The 23761-nt window shown below is 38.7% G+C and carries 12 protein-coding genes; 2 read left to right on the top strand and 10 right to left on the bottom strand.

Annotated features, from left to right (window positions below; all coding sequences use genetic code 11):
• Positions 1–25: 25 nt before the first annotated feature.
• The 10 genes from AC13EX_RS20245 to AC13EX_RS20200 all read right to left on the bottom strand — a co-directional run bounded on the left by AC13EX_RS20245 (position 26) and on the right by AC13EX_RS20200 (position 20640).
• Positions 26–2392: an ABC transporter permease gene (locus AC13EX_RS20245; RefSeq protein ID WP_482894080.1), complete on the bottom strand. Its 2367-nt coding sequence runs from the start codon at positions 2390–2392 to the stop codon at positions 26–28.
• A gap of 170 nt (positions 2393–2562) precedes the next feature.
• Positions 2563–4992, bottom strand: coding sequence for an ABC transporter permease (locus AC13EX_RS20240; RefSeq protein ID WP_482894079.1), 2430 nt, complete (start codon positions 4990–4992; stop codon positions 2563–2565).
• Between the two features lie 12 nt (positions 4993–5004).
• Positions 5005–7419: an ABC transporter permease gene (locus AC13EX_RS20235; RefSeq protein ID WP_482894078.1), complete on the bottom strand. Its 2415-nt coding sequence runs from the start codon at positions 7417–7419 to the stop codon at positions 5005–5007.
• Positions 7420–7430: 11 nt separating this feature from the next.
• On the bottom strand, positions 7431–9803 hold the full coding sequence (locus AC13EX_RS20230; RefSeq protein ID WP_482894077.1) for an ABC transporter permease: 2373 nt from the start codon (positions 9801–9803) through the stop codon (positions 7431–7433).
• A gap of 56 nt (positions 9804–9859) precedes the next feature.
• The gene (locus AC13EX_RS20225) at positions 9860–12256 is read right to left on the bottom strand and encodes an ABC transporter permease (protein ID WP_482894076.1); all 2397 of its coding nucleotides are present in this window, start codon (positions 12254–12256) and stop codon (positions 9860–9862) included.
• 55 nt (positions 12257–12311) lie between these two features.
• Positions 12312–14744: an ABC transporter permease gene (locus AC13EX_RS20220; protein ID WP_482894075.1), complete on the bottom strand. Its 2433-nt coding sequence runs from the start codon at positions 14742–14744 to the stop codon at positions 12312–12314.
• A gap of 94 nt (positions 14745–14838) precedes the next feature.
• Positions 14839–17235, bottom strand: coding sequence for an ABC transporter permease (locus AC13EX_RS20215; protein ID WP_482894074.1), 2397 nt, complete (start codon positions 17233–17235; stop codon positions 14839–14841).
• A gap of 40 nt (positions 17236–17275) precedes the next feature.
• Positions 17276–17971: an ABC transporter ATP-binding protein gene (locus AC13EX_RS20210; RefSeq protein WP_014022135.1), complete on the bottom strand. Its 696-nt coding sequence runs from the start codon at positions 17969–17971 to the stop codon at positions 17276–17278.
• Between the two features lie 68 nt (positions 17972–18039).
• Positions 18040–19290, bottom strand: coding sequence for an efflux RND transporter periplasmic adaptor subunit (locus AC13EX_RS20205; protein ID WP_482894073.1), 1251 nt, complete (start codon positions 19288–19290; stop codon positions 18040–18042).
• A gap of 3 nt (positions 19291–19293) precedes the next feature.
• Positions 19294–20640, bottom strand: coding sequence for a TolC family protein (locus AC13EX_RS20200; protein WP_482894072.1), 1347 nt, complete (start codon positions 20638–20640; stop codon positions 19294–19296).
• Positions 20641–20844: 204 nt separating this feature from the next.
• Here AC13EX_RS20200 and AC13EX_RS20195 point away from each other — a divergent pair, with 204 nt between their 5' ends.
• On the top strand, positions 20845–22209 hold the full coding sequence (locus tag AC13EX_RS20195; RefSeq protein ID WP_482894071.1) for a sigma-54-dependent transcriptional regulator: 1365 nt from the start codon (positions 20845–20847) through the stop codon (positions 22207–22209).
• On the top strand, positions 22209–23561 hold the full coding sequence (locus AC13EX_RS20190) for a sensor histidine kinase (RefSeq protein WP_482894070.1): 1353 nt from the start codon (positions 22209–22211) through the stop codon (positions 23559–23561). Before AC13EX_RS20195 ends, AC13EX_RS20190 begins: the two co-directional genes overlap by 1 nt.
• The last annotated feature ends 200 nt before the right edge of the window (positions 23562–23761 follow it).

Below are 23761 nucleotides of genomic sequence, written 5' to 3'. Positions count from 1 at the left end.
GTGTTAAATATTTTAATTTTCAGTTCTATTCTTCCTTTAAAGCATCTACAGGATTGGCCATGGCAGCATTGAGACTTTGATAACTAACAGTCAAAAGGGCAATGCCAATGGCAAGTACTCCCGCCAAACCAAATACCCACCAACTGATCGTTGTTTTATAAGCAAATCCTTCCAACCAATGATGCATACCGTACCAAGCTATTGGCACGGCAATGATAAAAGACATCAATACCCATTTTAGAAAGTCTTGGTTAAGTAAAATTATAATTTCGGAAACTTTGGCGCCATTTACTTTTCTAATGCCAATTTCTTTGGTCCTTTTTGCCATAGAATACGAAGCCAAGGCAAACAAACCCATGCAGGAAAGCAAAACAGCAAGTATAGAAAAACAAGCCACCAAGGTGTTGATTTTTATGTACTCTTTGTACTGTTCGTTAAGTTTTTCATCTGCAAAATAAAATTTGGGTGCTATTCCTGAAAAAGCAGCACTCCATTTTTCTTTCAATTGATCAAGCACCTGAAGGCTTGCTCCTTTCTTTGCTTTGATGGAAAAATATCCCCAATTGGTAAAATCCTCCTGATCAGCAAAAATATGTACCAATGGTTGGGCTTTGTGTTGAACTCCTTGATAGCTGAAATTATCCACAATACCCACCAACTTCCGAATTTCCCCACTTGTTGAGCTTTCATTAAGAATCTGCCCATTTGCTTCCCTATAACCCAACACTTGTGTAGCAGCCTTATTGAGAACAATCGCATTTTCAAAATCTACGCTTCCTTTTTCAAAGCCATGACCTGACAATATTTTTATTCCAAAGGTTTTAAAATAGTTTTCTCCAACATAGGCTTTTCGAAGGTGTATCGATTCTGGCAAGTTTTCTCCCTGAGGGTAAAAACCATTGTAATTTTCACCATAGTAACCTGGGAAACACTGAGAGAAGCTTAGGGCCTCAACCAATGGACTTTCTTCTATCTCAGCAGCTATTCGTTTGTATTGGTTGCTTGTCTTTTCCAAGTCAGGAAATTGCCAGGGTTGTAATTCTGTAATGATTACATTTTCCGTGTCAAAAAGAGGGTCTTTCTCCATCATGGCCTTGACTTGTTTTCTGACCAAAACTGTACCTGAAATCAATACAATAGCTATGGCAAACTGAATCACAATTAGGGAGTGTCTTGCAGCAGAAGACCTGCTTCCTGAATAAGCATTTCCTTTTAGACTTTCTGTCAATGTACCCCTTGCCCAGAAAAAGGAGGGTATAATACCAGATAATATGCCCACTACCGCCAATATAAGCAATGGTATCCAAATAAAAACAGGATTTTGGAAAGGTGCAAAATGTAATTTGGTTTCAAAGAGTGAATTGAAGCTTGGAAGAAATACAGCCATTAAGCCTAACCCTAAAAACAGGGCAACAAAGCTAACTGCAAAGGATTCTGTCAATATTTGCCCAAAAAGCTCACTCCTCCTGGCACCATGTACTTTCTTAATGCCTATTTCCTTAATGCGAGAAAGTACACTGGTAATTGTTAGATTTATAAAATTAACAATAGCGATACTTATAATGCCTAAAGCAATTATGCTGAGGATGACAATTAGCGTTTGGTTGGATTCCTCAGCAGCATGGTATTCACTTAAAGACAATAGGTTAAGGTCTGTTTCATTTTGACCTACCGGTAAGTAATTTTCTTTAACAATTTGCTTAAGTTTTTCATCAAGTGCTTCGGGGTTTATTCCATCTTTTAGTTGAATATAAGTAATTGAAAAGGTGTTGTACCAGTCATGTATACCCTTCATCCAAGGGGAAATCTCCTCCCCTGTATCATAGGAGGAAACAATATCAAATTTTATGGAAGAATTTGAAGGAATGGCTACCACCCCTTTAACTTCCAAGAACACATCCTCAAATTTTATTTGCAGTTTTTTACCCAAAGCAGGTTCATCACCAAAGTACTTTTTAGCAAAATCTGAGCTGATTACTACCCCATATTTTTCCTGAATGGCATTTTTTGCAGATCCTTCGGTAAAAGGAAAACTAAAGACAGAGAAAAAACCTTCATCTACGTATATTATATTTTCCTGGAAGGCTACATCTTCATAACTTATGCGAAAACCTTCCCAATCGAAAATTCGCGTACCATTTTCAATTTCAGGTATCTCTTCCAATAGCTTCGGCAATAAAGGCCCTTTGGTCTGAACAGATTCTCCATCCCTTACCCTGTAGATATTTTCATAATTATCATGAAATTGATTGTAGGTCAGGTCGTTGTGGACATAAAGTGCCAAAAGCAAAAAAGATGCAATCCCAATGCCTAATCCAAAGGTATTGATCAAAAAGGTTCCCTTGTTGTTCTTTATATTTCTAAAGAAAAGTTTTAAGTTATTTCGCAGCATTGTTTCATAAATTATAAATGTCAATTTCCTTCAATCTTTTTTACGATCTTTATGCCATAAATATAATGTACTTATAATCAGAACATTGTATTGCATTCAATCTGGATCAGAATACGAAATGTAAAATATTTTGACAAATTATGTCTAATAAATTTACACTTTGAAGTCGCTTATTCCGTACTCAAGCTTTTCACAGGATTGGTATTGGCTGCCGCAAATATTTTGATACTGATAACGGCCAAAGCAATTATTGAAATACCTAAGCCACCAAGTAGAAAGACCCACCAACTCATGGCCGTATGGTTTGCGAATTCCTGCAACCAGTTACTTATGCCCCGATAGGCTATAGGAACAGCAATAACAAAAGCAATGCCTACCAGCACCATGAACTCTTTACCCAGTAAGAGGTTAAGTTGCATGATGGAGGCCCCCAGGACTTTTCTAATACCGATTTCTTTGGTGCGCCTTTCGGTGGTATGGATTACCAAACCAAGAAGGCCAAGGCAACTGATGAGTATGGCCAATCCGGTAGACCATTTTAAAAGCGTGGCCGTACTTTGCTCCTCGCTATAAAATTTCTTGACATCCTCATCCACAAAATTAATTTTAAACGTTTCGTCAGGAAAGAACTCCTTCCACTGCGATTCTATTTTATTTATTGCCAAAGGCCAATTTTCTATATCGTTAGCCTCAAAGGAAAAGTGTAGGGTTCTATTTTGACTATCCTGAAGAAATGCCATAGGCTCTATTTCCTCCCTTAAGGAACTTTGGTTAAAGTCTTCCATAACCCCTACAATAGGTATATTTTTATTGTTTACTTTGAATTGCTGGCCAATGACCTCTTCCGGTTTTTGAAATCCAATTTGGCGCATCAATGTTTCATTGATTACATATTCCGAAATAGAATCCTTGAGAGGTAAACGACCCGTCAAAAGGTCTATTCCATATAAATCGAGGTAATTTTCATCCCCATAGAGCAATTGTATTTGAACATGGGTTTCCTCTCCCTCAGAAAAATAGCTCACTCCTCTTCCTGAATAGCTTTGGGATGCGGGAGGATCTCCAGCAATACTTAAATTTTTCACCTCAGGGACTGCTTCAAGTACCTCCTTAAACGCTTCATATTTTTCAAGCGAAGCTTCACCCCTCGGAGCTTTAATATAGGCGATAGACTCCGTCTTAAATCCCATGTCCTTATTTATCAGGTAGTTTATCTGTTTGCCTACCAATAGCGTGGCTATAATAAAGACCTGGGCAATAACAAATTGGAAAACGGTTAGGAATTTTCTTATACTCCCCTTGTCCCCATCCAAAACCGATTGATTTTTGAGTACGGATACTGGTTTAAAATGAGACAACACAAGGCCTGGATAAAATCCCGCCAAAAAGGTAATGAGGATTAGTAACAGCAATAAAGAAAAAATAAGCACCGGGTTTTGCATTAAATCCAAGCTAAGCCCAGGAGGTATAAAGTCGGCGAATACACGAAGCAGTAAAGAAGCCAAGAATAGGGACAAAATAGCTGCCGCAAGGGTCAAAATGAAAGTTTCACCCAGGTATTGAATCACCAACTGCTTTTTGGAACTTCCTAAAGTTTTCCGAATACCAATCTCCTTGGCCCGTTTGGCAGATTGAGCTGTATTGAGATTAATAAAATTAATGCACCCTAAAAGCAATAGAAAAAGGGCAATAAAACCCAAACCAAATAAAATATCAGCGCTTGCCCGGTAACTGCTGTTGTCAAATACACCGTAATTATCGTTAAGGTGTAGGGCTTTCAAAGGTTGCAAATTGAAGGACCTGAAATAGCCCAAAGCAGCCATTTCTTCATTCTTGTACTCTTCAGCCAATGCATTCAGTTGGGCTTGCACGGCTTCTTTATTATTAATTTTATCTGTTTTAATAAACAATTGGGTTGATGAACTGATACTTCCCCAACTAGTATCATAGATATAACCATACTTCTCTGAATTTTGAACCGAGCTTCGGGATAAAAACTCCTTGAATGTAAAGTCACTACGGTCTTCAAATTCAGCCACAATTCCTGTCACTTTTACGATTAAAGAATCCTCATAAATCAAGGTATTGCCAATGACTTCTTCGGGTAATTTGCCAGGAAAGTATTTTTCCGCCCTACTTTTGCTCAATACTACTTCATACGGATTTTCTAGTGCTGCATTGGAGGATCCCGCAAGCCATTGGTAATTGAAAATCTTAAAGTATTCCTGGTCAGCAATCACTATATCTCCAGGCCAGTCAAATTCCTCTTGACTAGAAGCTACAGTTACTTTATCAAAACCAAAAAGGAAAAATGGACTGACATGGTCAATTCCTGTACTATTGGCTTGTAAGACATCAATTAGCGGTACCGGAACACCTCTCGAATGGCCTTCCTGATCAGGTCCTTGGGTATCTACTACTACTCGGAAAATCCGCTCCCTATCCTCATGAAATTTATCAAAAGTAAGGTCATAATAAATCATGATACCAATCACAAAAGCGGCACTCAAACCTATGGATAGGCCAATTACATTGATCGAAGAGAAGGTTTTGTTTTTCCAGATACTTCGAAAAGCAATTTTTAGATAATTTCTGTACATGGGCTCTTTTGTTTATTCAGTTCTTAAACTCTTCACTGGATTTACATTTGCCGCTTTGATGGCTTGAAAGCTTACTGTTAATAAAGTAATGAGTAATGCCCCAGCAATGGCCCAGCCAAAAGTCCAAGCAGATATTTCCATCCGGTAATCATAATTCTGTAACCACTGACTCATATAGTAATAGACGATAGGAATCGCAATCAGGCAGGAAATTAAAACAAGGATCACAAAATCTTTGGAAAGCATCTGCCATAAATTTAAAACTGATGCTCCCAACACTTTTCGTACCCCTATTTCTTTGGTACGTTGCTCTGCCACAAAGGAAGCCAAACCAAAAAGTCCTAAACAGCTAATAAGTATGGCCAAAAGTGTAAAAATTCCAGCCAAATTCCCCAGGCGTTCTTCGGATTCAAACTTCTGACCAAAAGCTTCATCTACAAATCCATAATCAAATTGGGCAGAAGGAACAACCTTGGCAAATACGGATTCTATTTTGGCGATGGCATTACTAGTAATTTCATCGGGCTTAATTTTGATATTTATATAGTCTACCCTATCGTAATCAATATAGAAAAAGGCCTGTTTTACTGGTTGATAAGGGGACTGCATTACCATGTCTTTCGTAACACCGATGATCTCTGCCCGGTCGTCATTCCCAAATGTAATGAAGCTCCCTACCGGATTTTCCAGGCCCATGTATTTGACAGCTGTTTCATTTAAGATAATGGTCGAAGAGTCCGAAGCATAGTCCCTGGAAAAGTCCCTGCCATCCACAAACTGCCAACCAACGGTATTCCCATAATCATGCGTTACCCGCAAAATACCAAAGTCAGGTGACATTTCAGGATCTTTGCCTTCCCAACTGATACTACCACCTCCATTGCTATATACCCCCATTAATGGAGAAGAAGACTGGGTCATGTCTTCCACAACTCCTGTGTATATCAATTCATTCCTCAATAGGTTGTACTTTCCATTGTACTCGGGATTGTTCATTTGTATCGAAATAAGGTTGCTTCGGTCATAGCCAATCGGCCGGTCCTTGGTGAACTCTATTTGGTTAAAAACGATCACTGTTCCCACTGCCAACATTATTGATACAGCAAACTGAAAGACTACCAATACCTTTCTGGGAACTGCGGAATAGGGTCCAGCCTTAAATGTTCCTTTCAATACCATGATCGGACTAAAGGAGGAAAGGTACAAGGCCGGATAACTACCAGCCAACATCCCAGTAAGCAAGGTCACCCCCAATATAGATGCCCAGAAGGTCAGGTTGGCCCAGGGTATCTGCATATTTTTGCCCGCCAATTCATTGAACCATGGAATGGTGAGCAATACCATTGCCAATGCGAAAAGTAGGGCAATACCTGAAATCAATATAGATTCGCTTAGGAACTGGAAGACCAATTGCTGCTTATTGGAGCCAACTGTTTTTCTAATGCCTACTTCTTTGGAACGCTTTTCAGAGCGAGCTGTACTGAGGTTCATAAAGTTAATACAGGCCAGAATCAATACAAATAAACCTATGGCTATAAATAACCACACAAAAGTGATCCTACCTTCTGTAGGCTCCCCTTGAGCATCAAATTGGGAATACAAATGCCATTTGTCCATGGGATAAGCAAAAGGATGTAGACCACGTTTCTCGAAACCCTCTAATGATTCCGCGGGTCCGTATTGAAAATACAAATCCTTCAAAGCAGCATTGGCTGTTTCAAAATCAATTTCTGGCCTTAATTGCACATAAAATTGGAAAGACCAATCATCCCAAACTGTTTTTATTCGTTCGAATCTTTCGGGCTCATTGGCCTCTGTCAATTTCCAATTGGCAAAAAATTTCACATTGGCAAAACTGTTGTTTTTGGGGAGTTCCTTGTAAACGCCATTTACGACGGCATTCATCTCATTATTGATCTTTATAGATTTACCTATTGGATTTTTTTCTCCAAAAATGGCTGCAGCAGCAGTTTCTGACAAAACCACGGCATTGACCTCTTCTAAACTCGAATAAGAGCCTTGTAACATTTCCAAAGAGAGCATTTCCAGCCCCTCACTTTCAATAAACTGCCCTGTTTGGGTGTGATTTTCTCCCCCATTCGTCAATACATAATTCCCTACCCAGGTGGCACGTATTGCATGCGTAAAATAATCTGAATAATTGTCTTTTATAACGCTACCCATGATGTAAACCGTAGAGGGAAAAGACTCAATTTCACTTGTATCCAGATTTTTGGATCTATTGTAAATCTGTGCAATCTTATCATGGTTATTATGGTAGGTATTGAAAGTAAATTCATCCAGGACCCATAGACCGATTATGATGACAACAGCCATTCCCAGTGCCAATCCCCCGATATTAATTGCAGAGTAGCCCCTGTTGCGGTTAAGGTTTCGCCAGGCAATTTTTAGATAATTTTTATACATGATTCTATGATTTATTCGGTTCTTAAACTTTTAACTGGGTTCTCATTCGCTGCTTTTATTGCATGAAAACCTACTGTCAACAGCGCGATAGTCAAAACCATAGCACCTGCCATGACAAAAACCCACCATTGAATTTCTATTTGATAAGCAAAATCCTCCAGCCAATAATTCATGATAAGCCAGGCCAAAGGAGACGCCACTATAATTGCAAATACTACTAGTTTTAAAAATTCTTTAGACAAAAGTTTTACGATGCCCATTACAGATGCGCCGATCACTTTCCGTATGCCTATTTCCCTCCATCGCTGAACAGTACTATAAGCTACCAGGCCAAATAAGCCCAGACAGGAAATAATAATGGCCAGCATAGAGAAATTAAAAATAAGGTATCCGAATCGCTCGTCAGCTCGGTATTGACGGTCAAAGAATTCATCAAGAAAATAGTAATCGAAGGGTTCGTTTGGTAGAACGGTCTTCCATTTTTCCTCAATGGAGGCTACTGTATTTGTTAAATCATTTGGGGATAATTTAACCGTCAGAAGCCCTTTTCTACCTCTGTCCACCCGCATGGTAAGGGGGTCAATGTTTTCCTTTAAGGACTTAAAATGAAAATCTTGTACTACCCCGACAACCCGGCCTGAACGCCCCCATTGCTTAAATTTGGCCTCCAAAGCATCCTTTGGAGAAGCAAAGCCCAGCAATTTCACAGCACTTTCGTTAATTACCATGGCTTCTAAAGTGTCTGTTGGAAATTGGCTGGAAAAACCTCTTCCTGCAACTACCTTCATATCAAATTGCGTAATGGCATCAAAATCCACAAAATAGGCATCAACATCTACTATTTGTTGGTCATGGTTTACATTTTGAATCCTTGAATAGGCCAAAGGATTGTCTCCTCCTGGAATGCTTGATACCAAACTCGTTGAGACTACTCCAGGTAAAGCCTCAAGTCCATCCTTTAGCTCAGTATTACTGGAGTTCAATATTACCATCCGCTCTTTATCAAACCCCAAATCTTGGTTTCGCATAAAACTCATCTGGTGATAAATGACAATGGTACCAATTATTAATGCTATGGAAATTGAGAATTGGGTAACGACCAGCCCTTTTCGCAATAGAATCCCTTTCGTTCCATTGGAAAAACTGCCTTTCAATACATTTACAGGCTTAAATGAAGACAAAATGAATGCAGGATAGCTTCCTGCTAATATTCCTATAAGTATTGCGATCCCTAATAAAGACAAGACATGATAGGGATTCGACAAAATACCCTCAGCAATGGTTTTACCCGCCATATCGTTAAAAGCAGGTAGAATCAGCGAAGTAATGGCAAGGGTTAAGGAAAATGCCAGTAAACAAATGAGGGTAGACTCCCCGATAAACTGGAGGCCCAGTTGTCTTTTTTCAGCACCAATTACCTTGCGTATTCCCACTTCTCTGGCCCTTTCCGTGGACCTTGCAGTAGTAAGGTTGATGAAATTAATACTGGCAATCAGCAAAATAAACAGGGCAACAATTGATAGGGTATATACATTGTTAATGTTTCCACTTATCGTTCTGTATCGGTCTGATCTCAGATAAACCTCCTTAAAAGGTTCCAGGTACAATGTGACGTAGGCCTGGAGTTTTTTCATCCCTTCCCCATCATTTCTTTCTAAGAATTCCGGGAATTTAGATTCCAATACCTTGGCATTTACCTTTGGCTTGAGCAATATATAGGCATCCGGCTCATACCCTTCCCAATTGTTATTCAAATTGGGACTATAATTTTCAGTAAAAAATGTGGTTAAAGAGATTAAAATATCTGCCCTTAAATGGGAATTTACAGGGATATCTTCCATCACAGCTGTTACATTGCCTACAAAACCATAATCCTCAATATCCAAAGACTCGCCAATGGGGTCCAGATCTCCAAAATACTTTTTTGCCATTGATTCAGAGAGTACAATGCTGAAAGGAGCTAGAAGTGCATTTTCCTTATTTCCTGATAAAAGTTTAAAGTCAAACATTTTGAAAAAATCCGGATCAACTGCCAAACCATTGTTTTCGTTGTATCTTTTACCATCGCGATGAACCAATAGACGGGTTTCCTGAATTCTTACTGCTGATTCAACTTCTTCAAATGCTGTTTGCAAGTGAGGTGGCACAGCCCAGGCAGGTTCACTATTTTTTATGGTACTTGTTGGTGTTTCAATATCCGATACCACCCGATAGATCCTGTCTGCCTTGCTGTGAAATTGATCATAACTGAGTTCAAAGCTCACATAAAGAAGAATCAGGAAACCAGCACTAAGCCCAATTGCCAGCCCTGCAATATTCAAGAACGAAAAGCCCCGATGTCTCCAAAGATTTCGAAAAGCGATTTTTAGATAGTTTTTGTACATGGTTTTATCTTTTGAAGACAGCCTAAGAGGTAAGTACTTGTGAAATCATCGGTATATTATTCTGACCGTAAACTATTTACGGGGTTTGTTAAGGCAGCTTTAAATGCCTGAAAGCTTACTGTTGTCATGGCAATTGCAACCGCAATGGCCCCTGATATCAAAAACATCCACCATTTAATTTCAATGTGGTAGGCAAAATCCTGTAACCATCTATCCATGCCAAACCAAGCAATGGGAAAGGCGATTAAGGAGGCTATGGCGACTAATTTCCCGAAATCTTTGCTCAGCATCAGGGTAACAGAGAAAATCGAAGCACCAAGGACTTTTCTTAAACCAATTTCCTTTCTACGCTGAGTAGTGACAAAAATCACCAGACCCAACAGTCCCAGACCAGAAATGATAAAGGCCAGGATCGTAAAGACCAGAGATAATTTTCCCTGTTTTTGCTGGGCCAGGTATTGCTGGTTAAAGTTTTCATTGAGAAAATGGACGTTTGCTTGATTTTGGGAATCGAATTGTTCCATTGTACTTTTTACATATGCAATCCCTGCAACCGCTTTACCTTTTGAGATTTTTATATAAAGATTGTCTCTTTCCCTATCATTTGGTGGCATCAACAGTACCATAGGTTCGATTTTATGCTGTAAAGAAGTTGAATGAAAATCTTTAATAACCCCGATAACCTGCCGATTTACCAGGCTGTCATTTCCGGATTTATAATTGATTTTCTTTCCAATGGCATCTGTATAGCCAAGGGAATTCATCAATGTTTCGTTAATGATTACGGTGCCCTCTTTATCTGTGGGCATATCAGCTGAGAAATTTCTACCCTGTAATAATGCCATTCCATTGGTTGGCAGAAAATCCTCATCGATGTAGAGGAAATTTGCCGTAGTGGCAGTGGTTTGCATTTTTCCATTTACCTCAAAAAAGAAACTAAATTTACCAAGGTAATTGGTACCTAGTGGATTACCAGCTGTTGCCACACTTTCTACCAAGGGGTTTTGCAGGAGTGTTGCTTTCAATGTTGGTATTTTGCTACGTACTTTTACATCATCGATATGGCTTATCAGCACCTGAGTTTTGTCAAATCCAAGGTCTTTTTGAGAGACAAATTGCATCTGTCTGTAAATAATGTAGGAGCCACTAATCAGGCAAACTGTAATGACAAACTGGACTACTACCAGTGATTTCCGTAAGAAAACACTAGTACCCATATTGATCATTTGCCCTTTGAGTGAAGGAATCATTTTAAGCCTTGACAAAAACAAGGCAGGATAACTCCCACATAAAACCCCTGTCAAAGCCGTAAAAAGAACAATTGCCCCAATGGTTATAAAAGCTCCGAAATGCAGGAGTGTCAAATCTTTTTCAGCAAATTGATTAAATACAGGAAGCGTTAATTGAACTATAAAACAGGCTAAAAGTGAAGCAATAAAGGTGACCAAAATTGCCTCACTTAAAAACAACCCTACGAGGTGTTTTATTTCAGATCCAACCACCTTCCGGATACCGATCTCCTTCACCCGTATGGTGGCGCGTGCTGTAGATAGGTTCATGTAATTGATTACCGCAATCAACAATACTAGCAGTCCAATTATAATAAATAAGTAGACCAATCCGGCATTTCCATTGGCACTTAATTCATAATCCAGATGAGAATGCAGATGAATAGCCGTAAGTGCTTGTAATTCTATCTTAAAATCAGAAAAATTCATTCGGCTGGCTAGTTCCTTTTCAAAGGGAACAAGCTTGTTTGCAAATGAATCTGGGTCAGTCCCTTTCTTTAAAAGAAGGTAAGTATATAGATATGCTGCATTCCAATTTTCACTTTTCAGGTCTTCCGTTGCAAATGAACGGATTGCACTGAATTTCAAGTGGGAGTTTTGAGGAAAATCCTTTATTACTCCCGTTATTTTGATTGGCTGTTTTTGATTGCCCAGGGCAATTGTTTTATTGATTGCTTTTGAGGCATCCCCAAAAATTTTAATTGCAAGGCTTTCTGTAATGACGATGGTTCCCGGATTTACCAAGGCAATTGCGCCATTTCCATAAAGAAACGAATAATCAAAAAGCTCAAAGAAAGCATTTTCTGCAAACCAAATGCCCTCTTGGTTGATACTTTTATTGCCGTAATTGATTAGGTCACCACCTTCAATATTGATTCTTACTGCCTCTTCCACTTCAGGGAATTCATTTTTAAAAGCGACTGCAAAAGGTGGAGAGGTAAGGGCAATGTCCATTTTTCCATTGTCCCAATTCGCATGCTGAGCGACCCTGAAAATTTGCTCCGAATTGGTAAAGGATCGATCATAGCTAAGTTCATCGGCTACATACAATGCTATCAACCAAAAAGCCGCGAGACCTATGGCAATACCGCTAACATTTAGAAAGCTGTAGCCTTTGTTACGTTTTATATTTCGCCAGGCGATTTTAAGGTTATTCTTAAGCATAAATACTTATTTAAAGCCTTCACCAGCTTTTTAGGCCAGATATGACTATTCTAATTTATTCCGATCGTATACTATTTACCGGATTAGCTATCGCTGCCTTAATACTTTGATAACTTACCGTAAGAATGGCTATGGCTACAGCCATAAAGGCAGCAATAGCCAAAACCCACCAACTGATTTCTATTTTATAAGAAAAATCTTCAAGCCATTTGTTCATGACGTACCAGCCTAATGGTAAGGAAATTAGCACCGAAATAGCTACCAACTTTAAAAAGTCAACAGATAACCTAAAGGATATTTGCCCCACACTGGCTCCCAAAACCTTTCTTATTCCAATTTCCTTGGTTCGTTTTTCTGCATTAAATGCTGCCAAGCCGAAAAGTCCAAGGCAAGCGACCAGAATTGAAAGGACCGTGAAAATGACAAATAACTTACCTAACCTTTGGTCTGCTTGATAGGTATCGTCAAAGGATGCATCCATAAAATAATAGTTAAAAGGGAGTTCAGGGGCCAACTGGGTCCAAGTAGCCTCAATTTGAGTAATCGTTTGTGCAAAATCACCTGCATTAAGTTTTATGGCCAAACTTCCTAGGTTTTTACCGATTACCAAGCTTAATGGGGTAATGGTTTCCCTCAGGGATTCAAAATGGAAATCGTTGATGACTCCAATTACTGTATAGTATTCATAGTCCGTTTCTACCATATTGGAAGAAAACCTTTTTCCTAAAACCTCTTCAGCCGATATTCCTAAAACTTTTAACGTACTTTCGTTGATAAGCATGGCAGAAGAATCAGAGTAAATAGTGGGATCAAAATCACGACCTGCAAGGATTTTCAGATTAAAAGTAGATACATAATCATGGTCAACATCCCAGGTTTGCATGCTAAGCGCCTTTTCCTGATCGGAGATACCTTCCTCAAAAAATGAATTGTCACTTCTACTTGAAGGGGTGGGAAAATAGGCACTTAAGGTCGAATTACTTACTTGAGGTAAATCAGTTATTTTTTCCTTTAATAGCCTTGTCTTTGCTCCAAGCGCATATACATCATTTATGATTAATACCTGCTCTTTTTCATATCCCAAGTCCTTCTGCTGAATAAACTGTAACTGCCCATAAACTACCAATGTTGCTACGATAAGGAATACGGATATGGCAAATTGAAAAATAACAAGCCCATTTCTCAATTTACCCCCACCTACAGCAGTACTGCCACTACCTGAAAGAACCTTGGTAGGAGCAAAACGCGAAAGGAAAAATGCAGGATAACTACCTGAAAACAATCCTAAAATGACAGTAAAAACAATGATGATCAACCAAAAATAAGGTTCTAATAAAGGCACAGACAACTGCTTATCAGATAAATCATTGAAGTAAGGCATTAACAACATGCTCAGAACCAAAGCCCCTAACAATGAAGCAAAACTGATCAAACCAGATTCGGTAAGAAATTGCCCAATTAAAGTAAACTGATTGGACCCTAAGGTTTTTCGAATCCCTACTTCTTTGGCTCTTTTTAAGGAACTAGCTGTACTAAGGTTCATAAAATTAACACTAGCCAAAACAATTAAAAACAAGGCTATAAAAGAAAGAATGTAAATATTTTGAATGCTATTGTTGGCATTCATTTCACCTTTACGATGAGAGTGAAGGTGAATATCAGTCAATGGAAGGGCACTGTACCGAATATAATTTCCGGAAGCATCAAACTGCTCCTTTGTCATGCCTGGAAAGACCGTTTGTGCCCAAGTAAGTACATAAGTATCTACTATATAAGGAAGGGATGACTCAAAATCGGCCCTTTCAGAAAGTGGGGAAAGTTTTACAAAGGTATTGTAATTGTGGGAACCCCAGTTTGGTATTTTAGCATCAGCATAGCCTGCCATGGCTATAAAAAGTGTATAATCACCCAAAAATGAGTTTCGTGGAAGATCATCTATTACTCCGGATACAGTATAAGTTTCTCCAGAATCAAAAATTAGGGTTTGACCTACCGCCTCATTTATAGGAAAGAACTTCTCAGCAGCGGATTTGGTAAGCACTACTGTATTTGGATCCTTCAAAACCGTTTGCTTGTCTCCAAAAAGAAGGTCAATACCGAAAAAACCTAAAAATGAGGGATCAGCATAGGTAGTTCCAGTCAATTTGACATTACGTAAAGTCCCGCTTTTCTTTAACAGGCTGCTACCAATAGTTCTAAATCTAGTTGTAGCTTCTACTTGTGGAAAATCGCTTTCCAATACTTCAGCCATTGGTGCAGGTACTACGGCGGTTGAATTTTCCGCCCCACCAAACTTTATATCAGCATTTAAACGATAGATTTGTTCTGAGTTAGGAAACATCTTATCGTAACTCAACTCATCATAGATGTACAATGCGATTAGAAGGCCACCTGCCATGCCAACTGTAAGTCCGAAGATGTTGAGAAAAGTAAAAAAGGGTTGCTTTTTTAAGCTTCTCCAAGCTATTTTAAGATGATTTCTAAACATGACAAATATTTTAATTGATAATAACCTTCTTTTGTCTTCACTAACTATCCTATATGGTTTAGCCAGATTTGTAATTCGATTGTATTTCTAAATATTAATCTTCCTTAATTGCTTTTACGGGATCTAAATTTGCCGCCATAAGGCTCTTGTAGCCTATTGTGGAAAAGGCAATAAAAAGCGTAATCAAGGCAGCCAAGCCATATATCCACCAATAAATCTCTATTCGGAAGGCAAATCCCTGTAACCAATTCTCCATCAGATAATACCCGATAGGAAAGGCGAAGAAGAAAGAGATCCCCACCAAAAGAAGAAAATCTTTGGTAAGCATGGATACAATCTGAAAAACAGTAGCACCCAAAACTTTTCTAATCCCAATTTCCCTAAAGCGTTGTTCGGCGGTAAAAGTGACCAGCCCAAATAGTCCCAAACACGCAACAGCAATGGTCAATAGCGCAAAACCATTTAAAACTTTTCCCATATTTTGTTCGGTCTGATAAGCCCTTTGGTAGGAATCATCCATAAGGGAAAAGCCAAAAGATTCTGCAGTACCGAAAGAATTCCACAACGATTGCGTCTCATCAATGAGAGCGGTCATGTTCAATGATTTGGCTTTCACGATCAGGCCACCATACGGCCTGTAATACATCAACAAAGGTTCTATTGGTTGATGCAAAGATTTAAAGTGAAAGTCTTTTACTACGCCTATTACCGTACTTGTATGGATTCCATCTGAGATGGTTTTTCCTATAGGATCATCATCAAAGCCTAAAATCTTAGCGGCCGTTTGGTTAAGAATCACATTTGATGAATCAGCGCCGAAATCTCTTGAAAAATTTCTTCCTGCAACCATTTCCATTTCCATTGTAGGAATATAGTTTTCGTCAATATTGAACACTGGCATCCGCCGATTGAATTGACCATTGATGTAAATCTGTGTCACATTATTGTCCGAAGGGCCTGCTGGTACAAAGGAAGACTGGGTCACAGCGCTTACTTTAGGATTTTTTATCAACTCATTTTTAAAGGCCTCCTGATTATTTTCCAACAGATAAGCATCCCTAATGACCAGAATTTGGTCTCTATTATAACCCAGGACTTTGTTTTGAATATAGTTCATTTGCTGATTGACCACCAAGGTCGCCAATATTAGCCCTGCCGAAATCACAAATTGAAACACCACCAATCCACTTCGAAAACTTTTATTTGATCCCCCTGACGTACTATTGGTTAAACCCTGAATGGCTCGAAAGGAAGACAAATAAATGGCTGGATAGCTTCCTGCCAAAAGACTTATCAGAAAAGTAAATACGGGCAGAGTCAATAGCAGCTGTGGCTGCAAAAAGTAGGATAGTTTAAGTGCTTTCCCCGAAAACTCCACATAAAAAGGTAGGATAACAATTACGAAAACAACCGCCAGAAGCATGGCTGCAGTACTTGCTATAAAGGATTCGGAGATAAACTGGTAGAAAAGCATTTTCTTATCGGCTCCCAATACTTTGCGAATGCCGACCTCTTTGGCTCTCTTGGCAGCAGTTGCTGTTGCCAGGTTTATAAAATTGACACAAGCAATCAAAAGCATAAACAGGGCTATTGCACTGAAAATATAGACATATTTTATGTCCCCACCTTCTTCTAATTCGCTGTAGGAGGCATTGTCGGAGCGCAAATGAATGTCAGTCAAGGGTTGTAAGATAAAACCAAGTTGGTTGTCTTTGGTAAACTCCTCAAAGGACAGGCCCATTTCTTCCTGCATGGAAGGTCCCATGTATTTCCCAATCAAATCCGGCAGTTTCCCTTCCAATTGTTGGTGATCAAATCCCTTTTCTAGCAAGAGATAGGTGAAAAAATCACCTTTGAACCAAGAATTACTGTTGGCTTCAGGGAACCCTTTCATTGAAGCAAAGAGGTCAAAATGAAAATGGGCATTTTCAGGCATCTCCTCAATAACTCCCGTAATGGTATAGGGTTGTTCCTGACTTTCCAGATAAAACAATTTCCCTGTTGCATCTTTGGTTCCAAAATACTTTAATGCCAATGTTGTAGTTATAACGGCAGTGTTTGGCTGGTCCAGCGGATTTACAGCATTTCCCTTTATTATTGGCAGGCTAAAGATGTCGAAGAAATTTGGATCTACGTAAGCAAATCTCCCATCTCTGTAAGACTGGTTGTCAATAGTAATTTTCGGTGTCCCAACCCTTCGAATCCTAGTTGCATCAAGCACTTCGGGGTATTCCTCCTTAAGCGTCTGTGCAACAGGGGCCATCACCACTCCTTCTTTTATCTCCTCACCATTTACCTTGGCTCTAAAAACAATCCTTGAAATTTGATCGGCCTTCAAATTGAACTGGTCATAACTCAATTCATCCAGGACAAAATGAGATATGATGACGCAAGAAGCTATGCCCAATGCCAAACCTAGGGTATTGATGGAAAACAGCACCTTGTTTTTAAGTAGGCTTCTCCAAGCTATTTTTAGGTAGTTTTTGATCATTATTGCCAGTATCTAAAATGTTGCGAGTATTTTGGATCGTTTATAATTCGGCTCCTATGGCTCTATTTTGACTTTCTGTCACAATTTGACCATCAAATAAATTAACTACACGGTGTGCGAAATGAGAGTCATGCTCTGAGTGGGTTACCATCACGATGGTCGTTCCTTCTTGATTTAGTTCGGTCAACAAGTTCATTACTTGCATTCCATTTTTCGAATCCAAGTTACCTGTAGGTTCATCAGCCAGGATCAACTTGGGCTTGGTGACTACTGCCCTGGCTATGGCTACACGTTGTTGCTGTCCTCCGGACAATTGATGCGGAAAATGTTTTTCACGGTGAGCAATTTTCATCCGCTCCAAAACCTGCATTACCTTTTCTCTGCGTTCTGCTTTGCCCATTTTCAAATAAATAAGAGGCAGCTCCACATTTTCAAAAACGGTCAATTCATCTATTAAATTAAAGCTTTGAAAAACAAAACCCAGGTTTCCTTTTCGGAGCTGTGTTCTCTGATTCTCCCGGAGTCCTGCTACCTCATTTGAAGCAAAATTGTAACTGCCTTCAGTTGGATTGTCCAACATGCCTATAATGTTGAGCAAAGTGGATTTTCCGCAGCCTGATGGGCCCATAATGGCTACAAACTCTCCTGCTTCAACTTTGAGATTTACTTTATTTAGTGCGAGGGTTTCTACTTCCTCTGTACGAAAGCTTTTTACTAAATCCTTGATGGTTATCATATCTTATTTATTTTTTTCTATTGCTTAGTTAAGCTATCTATTTCGTATGTATTTGCTTTAGAAGTAGATCAGTTCAAAACTATTCTATCGGCCTCACCAAAATTGTCATAGTTACTTGTTATTACTTTTTCTCCTGGCTGCAAGCCTTCCAGTATTTCATAATACCTAGCATTTTGCTTACCAATTCTAATGTTTCGTTTGATAGCTTCATCCCCTTCTGGATTTACTACAAAAACCCATTGACCTCCTGTACTCTGGAAAAAACTTCCTTTTGGCAGCAACATGGCATCGGAGGACTCTCCTAGTTGTAATTTGATATTATAGCTTTGTCCGGTTCTTATGTTTTCAGGTTTGTCCTCTGTGAAAACCAGGTCAACCCTAAATTTTCCACTTCTAACCTCTGGGTATACTTTCCTAAGGCGCAAGCTGAAATCCTTGCCATTCCGCTCCAATACAGCCATCAAATCTCTTTGTACCCTGTCGATATAATGCTCATCAATGTCCGCTTCGATTTTGTAATCAGTCAATACATTGATCTGACCTATGCGCTCTCCCTGAGCGATGCTCTGCCCAATTTCCGCATCCAAAAATCCCAATTGCCCGTCAGCCGGTGCACGCACATTTAAATGATCCAGTCGCTCATATACCATAGACAAGGTCTTTTCCATCCGCTCTAGATCGGTATCTAGGCCAGTCAGTGAAGTTTCACGCAATTCTTTGTCCTGTTCGGTCTGAAGTTTTACGATTTCATATTGCTTTTCAGAAAGTTCATAATTCTCTTTAGCGATCAGGTATTCTTCTCTGGAAATTAATTCTTCTTCATACAGCGCTTTGTTTTGCTCATAATTTCTTTTAAACCTTTGAAGGTTGGTACTTGCTGTTGCCAGAGATTTCCTTCCTTCCACCTGCCTTGAATCAAACGTTAATTTTGTAGAACGCAAATCATTTTGCTTAAGGGCCAGGTTACTTTCGCTGGCGAGTATTTGCTCGTAAAGGCTTCTGTTTTCCAAAACTAGAATAATGTCGCCCTTTTTAACAATAGCCCCTTCTTCTATTAATTTTTCGGTAACCCGACCCCCTTCATAGGCATCCATATAAATGGTGGCAATGGGCGCAACACTTCCATTGATGGTGATATAGTCATCGAATTTCCCTTCAACTACCTCGGCTATGGATAATTTGCCCTTTTCCGTACGGAAAGTAGAGACAGAACTGGTAAACCATAGCTGATAACCTGCATAGATCAACAGCGCTGCCAGAGCTATGTATCCGTAATGTTTTGGCCTTAGCCCTTTTTTCTTTTCAAGTATAATATCCATAAGTTATTGAATGTTAAAAAGGGATACTCCCCTATAAAAATCGATGGTACTGTTATTTACTTCAAGGCGCAAGCCTACTTCCAAGTTCTCATTTTGGGCAGCAGAAAATAGATTTTTTGCACTTGTTAGCTCTAAAATACTAATAAGCCCTTTTTCATATCGTCTTTGAGCAATAAGAAATGCAAGTTCTTGAGCTTTTACTTTCTGCAGGCTTTGAGCATATTCATTCTGCAGGGCTTTGTTTTCTACTACCAATTGCTGAATATCATTATAGACAGTCTGTTTTTGAATTTCAAAATTATTTTCTACCCTAAGCAGATCAATTTTACTTTGTTTGATTCGGGATCTTGTGGACCATCCCCTGCTAATTGGAATATTTAAACTCAAACCAACCGCTCTGTAGGTATTGTCCCTGATCTGATTCCTGAATTCTATTGTATTCCCTAAAGTATCTCTTGTTGTTTGAAAATACCCCGTTCCAATATTGGCATAAAGTGAAAGTGACGGATACAGGTAAGCCCTGTTTACATCGATCTGTTTTCTGGCAGCATTTACGCGAAATTCCTGTGCTTTAAGCAAGGGCAGGAAGCTTTCTGCCTGTTGGTAGATGGAATCAGTATGAATGGCTTGGAAAACCTGCTGAAAACCATCCTCTTGCTTTTTCCTTGCGACGTAGAAATTATCTCTATCCTCTAAGTTCATCTCTTGCATCAATTGAAGCTTTGCTAGTTCCAACTTGTTTTCACTTTGGGTAAGGTTAAGCTTGTCTGACAGTAAAAGTGATTCTGATTCATAAAGGTCAGCACCTGCTTTTAAACCTAACTCAATTTGTCTTTTTACCAAATTATAATTTGCCTGAGAAACCTCTGTTTGTCCTTTGGCAACTTCTACCAATTCCTCATAAAAGCGAACGTCATAAAATGCACGCATCACCCTAAAGGCAAGTAAATATTTTTGTTGTAAGGTTTCCTGTAGATTTGCCTCATATATAAATCGAGAGGTTTTAATGGCATTCATTTTAAGAAATCCCTGAAACAAATCAATTGAGGAACTTAGAGAATATCCATTGGAAAAGAATTCATTGGTAACCACATCATTGGTGAATGGATCAGTACTTCTACCATAATTTATGTTGTATCCCGTAGACGCATCTATTCGGGGAAGTAGGTTTCTAATTGATTGCCTATAGTTCTCCTTGCCTGATTGGGAGACATATTCAAAATCCTTTACTTCCAGGTTATGTACCATTGCATAGGCCACACATTCTTCCAAAGACCAGGATGATTGTGCTTGTACCTTCAAGGTAAAAAAACTTAGTAGAAGTAGAAATGCTTTTAATCTTAGTGCCATACGTTAATAATTCTGTGAAACACTTATACCAGCCTCATGCCAGAATTATTATTGTGCTGATATACAGTTATTTATGACTACTTATCTATTAAATTCAAGGTGAGTTGTAAAATAATTGTACGTGATTTGTCAAAAAATTTGACACTTTTTAGCAGGTTATCCAGAGGAATAGTAGTTTTAACCCAGTACTAATTGAATACAAAGATGATCGATGCTAAAATTCTGGTGATTGATGACAACAAAAGCATGTTGAGTGCTTTGGAGATCTTATTACAGTTTGAATACAAACATGTAGCAACACTAAACAATCCTAAGCAGATACCATCTTATCCAGGATTTTCTGATATAGACATTGTATTGTTGGACATGAATTTTTCCGCGGGAGTCAATTCTGGAAATGAGGGGCTTTTTTGGCTCAATCAGATCAAAGAAAAAGCTCCTTACATCTCTGTAATAATGATGACTGCCTATGGCTCCATAGACCTTGCCGTAAAGGCAATAAAGAATGGTGCGGTAGATTTTATTTTAAAACCCTGGAGCAATGAACGCATGCTGGCAACTGTCAGATCAGCATACCAACTCAAAAAGTCCCAAAAGCAAGTCATCCAACTTCAAAAAAAAGAACACAACCTCAAGCAAGTCATAAACCAACATAACCATGCTATAATAGGGCAATCTGAAGCCATTAAAAACGCTTTAAAACTGACTAGGAAAGTAGCTCAGACAGATGTCAATGTTTTGGTAACGGGAGAAAATGGTACGGGTAAAGAGTTAATAGCAAGAGAAATTCACAGGTGTTCGCAAAGAAGTAATGAAATATTTATAGGCGTGGATATGGGGTCCATTTCAGAAACTCTGTTTGAAAGTGAGCTGTTTGGTCACTCAAAAGGAGCCTTTACAGATGCCAAAGAAGAACGTATAGGTAAATTTGAGGCGGCTGATGGTGGTACCTTATTTCTGGATGAGATTGGAAATCTTTCTTTGAAAATGCAAACCAAATTACTTTCCGCCATTCAAAACAGAACCATAGTAAGAGTAGGCTCAAATAAGCCAGTGCCAGTGGATATAAGGCTTATATGTGCGACCAATTGTGATCTTGAAAAAATGGTTAGTGATGGGCTTTTCAGGGAGGATTTAATGTATAGAATCAACACCATTCATGTAGATGTCCCTCCTTTAAGAAAAAGAGGAGATGACATTCTGGTTTTGTGCCAGTATTTCTTGGAAAAATTTATGCACAAATATGGTAAACCAGGTCTGCGTATGAACCAATCTTCTGAGGAAAAGCTGCTGAAATACAAATGGCCAGGAAATGTTAGGGAATTGCAACATACCATGGAAAGAGCCGTGATCCTAAGTGAAGGAAATGTGTTAAAACCATCCGACTTTTTCCTAAATTCAGCAGCCATCTCTTCATTTGACTCTTTCCCCGGTTCATTAGAAGAAATGGAAGCCTTGATGATAGAAAACACACTCAAAAAATGTGATGGAAATTATACGCTAGCAGCTGAACGATTGGGAATATCAAGGCAAACTTTATACAATAAAATAAAAAAAATCAGAGACTGATGGCCAGCCGAAATTTCTATTTTCAATTGATCATCAGGGTACTTTTGATCACAGTATCAGCTTTAGGTTCGGCCTATTTTATTGTGACTCAATGGTACAGTTTGGGTGTTGCATTGTTATTAAGCATAGGTTTTCAAACTTACGTCCTAATCACTTATATAAATAAGACCAATAGAAAAATAGCCTATTTTTTCGACGCCATTAGAAATGAAGATTTTACCCTACGTTTTCCAGAAAAAGTCTCCATTCAATCTTTTAAAGAACTGAACAGCAGTTTAAACCGGGTAAACCAACTGATTCAGGATGTACAATTACAACTTCAGGCGAGGGAAAGGTATTACCAGGAAATTTTAAAGCAGATAGACATAGGCATTATGACCATTGATGAGAAAGGACATATTCTTTTTTCAAATCCCTTTTTGGAAAAACTTCTCAACTTCAGACCACTTTTGCATGTCAAACAACTGCAACAAATTGATCAAAAATTATTTGAGTTAATTGAAAACCTTGGTCCTTTTGAACAGAAGTATTACCAATTGGTAAATGAGCGCGAAAAAAACCAATTGTTTTTCAAGGCTGTACCCATACAAATGGAAGGCAAAGCATTGCTCCTAGTGACCGTACAAGATCTCCACAAAGAATTGGACGAAAAAGAAACCGATTCATGGGTACGCCTGATTAGGGTGCTTACCCATGAAATCATGAATACCATAACTCCTATCACCTCAATTTCAGAATCTTTATCAAATTACTATAAGATTGATGAAACTGGAGAGTTGAGATGGGAAAATTTAAATGAAGATCAAATAAAAAACACCGTTAAAGGATTAAATGTAATTCGTATTCAGGGAGAAGATTTAATGGACTTTGTTAAGTCTTATAGAAGCTTCCTTGATCTCCCAAGTCCGGACAAATCATTGGTACAAATAAAATCATTACTTGATCGATTGAAAGTATTGATGCGAATGGAAAATAGTAAGCAAAAGGTCCTAATTAACCTTTTGGTAGAACCTGAGGATTTAGAGTTTTTCTTGGATGAAAAACAAATTGCACAGGTATTGATCAACCTTTCCAAAAATGCCATTCAATCAATGCAAGCCAAAGAAGATGGTATACTGACAATAAAAGCAGCCATCAATGCCCAAGGCAGAAAATACATAGAAGTTAAAGACAATGGACCAGGTATTTTAGCGGATCAAATTGATGAAATATTTGTACCCTTTTTTACTACCAAGGAAGGTGGAACAGGAATTGGCTTAAGTTTGTCCAAGCAAATAATGCATTTGCATGGAGGGAGCATTAGGGTACATTCCACTCCTGGTAAAGAAACTTCTTTTGTACTGACCTTCTAAACCAAAATGGACAAGAACACCTCTATTTTGCCCATAAAAATTAGTCCATCAACCACTAAAAACAACCATCTTCGCTCATTTATTTACTAGACCTTTTTCCAAAGTCTTCGAGCATGAGAAGAAGCCATAAGTAAATCGCTTCCATGTATTCTTATTGATTGATATAGATTTACCAGCAATTGATTGCCTTATTCGGTGAT

Source organism: Cyclobacterium sp. L-R, assembly GCF_056859355.1.
Note: the sequence above shows the minus strand (reverse complement) of the source record. Positions and strands in the feature narration are given on the sequence as shown.

What these genes read in the sequence shown, in the direction of transcription:
- AC13EX_RS20245 (WP_482894080.1), bottom strand. Translation starts at nt 2,392, where the DNA reads ATGCTGCGAAATAACTTAAAACTTTTCTTTAGAAATATAAAGAACAAC.
- AC13EX_RS20240 (WP_482894079.1), bottom strand. Translation starts at nt 4,992, where the DNA reads ATGTACAGAAATTATCTAAAAATTGCTTTTCGAAGTATCTGGAAAAAC.
- AC13EX_RS20235 (WP_482894078.1), bottom strand. Translation starts at nt 7,419, where the DNA reads ATGTATAAAAATTATCTAAAAATTGCCTGGCGAAACCTTAACCGCAAC.
- AC13EX_RS20230 (WP_482894077.1), bottom strand. Translation starts at nt 9,803, where the DNA reads ATGTACAAAAACTATCTAAAAATCGCTTTTCGAAATCTTTGGAGACAT.
- AC13EX_RS20225 (WP_482894076.1), bottom strand. Translation starts at nt 12,256, where the DNA reads ATGCTTAAGAATAACCTTAAAATCGCCTGGCGAAATATAAAACGTAAC.
- AC13EX_RS20220 (WP_482894075.1), bottom strand. Translation starts at nt 14,744, where the DNA reads ATGTTTAGAAATCATCTTAAAATAGCTTGGAGAAGCTTAAAAAAGCAA.
- AC13EX_RS20215 (WP_482894074.1), bottom strand. Translation starts at nt 17,235, where the DNA reads ATGATCAAAAACTACCTAAAAATAGCTTGGAGAAGCCTACTTAAAAAC.
- AC13EX_RS20210 (WP_014022135.1), bottom strand. Translation starts at nt 17,971, where the DNA reads ATGATAACCATCAAGGATTTAGTAAAAAGCTTTCGTACAGAGGAAGTA.
- AC13EX_RS20205 (WP_482894073.1), bottom strand. Translation starts at nt 19,290, where the DNA reads ATGGATATTATACTTGAAAAGAAAAAAGGGCTAAGGCCAAAACATTAC.
- AC13EX_RS20200 (WP_482894072.1), bottom strand. Translation starts at nt 20,640, where the DNA reads ATGGCACTAAGATTAAAAGCATTTCTACTTCTACTAAGTTTTTTTACC.
- AC13EX_RS20195 (WP_482894071.1), top strand. Translation starts at nt 20,845, where the DNA reads ATGATCGATGCTAAAATTCTGGTGATTGATGACAACAAAAGCATGTTG.
- AC13EX_RS20190 (WP_482894070.1), top strand. Translation starts at nt 22,209, where the DNA reads ATGGCCAGCCGAAATTTCTATTTTCAATTGATCATCAGGGTACTTTTG.